This is a genomic window from Candidatus Enterococcus avicola, from assembly GCF_047470845.1.
Taxonomy (GTDB): domain Bacteria; phylum Bacillota; class Bacilli; order Lactobacillales; family Enterococcaceae; genus Enterococcus_D; species Enterococcus_D casseliflavus.
On sequence record NZ_JBLGTY010000051.1, the window covers coordinates 1 to 1,791 of the forward strand.

The 1,791-nt window shown below is 50.8% G+C and carries 1 rRNA gene; it reads left to right on the plus strand.

Annotated elements, in window-relative coordinates:
- Window positions 1–176 precede the first annotated feature (176 nt).
- A 16S ribosomal RNA gene (locus tag ACI3E5_RS17510) occupies window positions 177–1,735 on the plus strand.
- Window positions 1,736–1,791 lie beyond the last annotated feature (56 nt).

Consider the following 1,791-nt stretch of genomic DNA (forward strand, 5'->3'; position numbering starts at 1 on the left):
CTCTGATATGATATAAAAGTTGCTAACACAGCACGGTAGACCTTTGAAAACTGAACAAAGCAAGCAAACGAACCAATGTGTAGGACGTTTCAATTTATTGAAACAAATACATGCAAGCAATAGCTAGCAAAGTTAATTTTTATGAGCTTAATGACCGTATGGTCATTCAAACAAATCATTATGAGAGTTTGATCCTGGCTCAGGACGAACGCTGGCGGCGTGCCTAATACATGCAAGTCGAACGCTTTTTCTTTCACCGGAGCTTGCTCCACCGAAAGAAAAAGAGTGGCGAACGGGTGAGTAACACGTGGGTAACCTGCCCATCAGAAGGGGATAACACTTGGAAACAGGTGCTAATACCGTATAACACTATTTTCCGCATGGAAGAAAGTTGAAAGGCGCTTTTGCGTCACTGATGGATGGACCCGCGGTGCATTAGCTAGTTGGTGAGGTAACGGCTCACCAAGGCAACGATGCATAGCCGACCTGAGAGGGTGATCGGCCACACTGGGACTGAGACACGGCCCAGACTCCTACGGGAGGCAGCAGTAGGGAATCTTCGGCAATGGACGAAAGTCTGACCGAGCAACGCCGCGTGAGTGAAGAAGGTTTTCGGATCGTAAAACTCTGTTGTTAGAGAAGAACAAGGATGAGAGTAAAATGTTCATCCCTTGACGGTATCTAACCAGAAAGCCACGGCTAACTACGTGCCAGCAGCCGCGGTAATACGTAGGTGGCAAGCGTTGTCCGGATTTATTGGGCGTAAAGCGAGCGCAGGCGGTTTCTTAAGTCTGATGTGAAAGCCCCCGGCTCAACCGGGGAGGGTCATTGGAAACTGGGAGACTTGAGTGCAGAAGAGGAGAGTGGAATTCCATGTGTAGCGGTGAAATGCGTAGATATATGGAGGAACACCAGTGGCGAAGGCGGCTCTCTGGTCTGTAACTGACGCTGAGGCTCGAAAGCGTGGGGAGCGAACAGGATTAGATACCCTGGTAGTCCACGCCGTAAACGATGAGTGCTAAGTGTTGGAGGGTTTCCGCCCTTCAGTGCTGCAGCAAACGCATTAAGCACTCCGCCTGGGGAGTACGACCGCAAGGTTGAAACTCAAAGGAATTGACGGGGGCCCGCACAAGCGGTGGAGCATGTGGTTTAATTCGAAGCAACGCGAAGAACCTTACCAGGTCTTGACATCCTTTGACCACTCTAGAGATAGAGCTTCCCCTTCGGGGGCAAAGTGACAGGTGGTGCATGGTTGTCGTCAGCTCGTGTCGTGAGATGTTGGGTTAAGTCCCGCAACGAGCGCAACCCTTATTGTTAGTTGCCATCATTTAGTTGGGCACTCTAGCGAGACTGCCGGTGACAAACCGGAGGAAGGTGGGGATGACGTCAAATCATCATGCCCCTTATGACCTGGGCTACACACGTGCTACAATGGGAAGTACAACGAGTTGCGAAGTCGCGAGGCTAAGCTAATCTCTTAAAGCTTCTCTCAGTTCGGATTGTAGGCTGCAACTCGCCTACATGAAGCCGGAATCGCTAGTAATCGCGGATCAGCACGCCGCGGTGAATACGTTCCCGGGCCTTGTACACACCGCCCGTCACACCACGAGAGTTTGTAACACCCGAAGTCGGTGAGGTAACCTTTTGGAGCCAGCCGCCTAAGGTGGGATAGATGATTGGGGTGAAGTCGTAACAAGGTAGCCGTATCGGAAGGTGCGGCTGGATCACCTCCTTTCTAAGGAATATTTCGGAAGACTACACATCGTTTGCCTTTGTTCAGTTTTGAGAGGT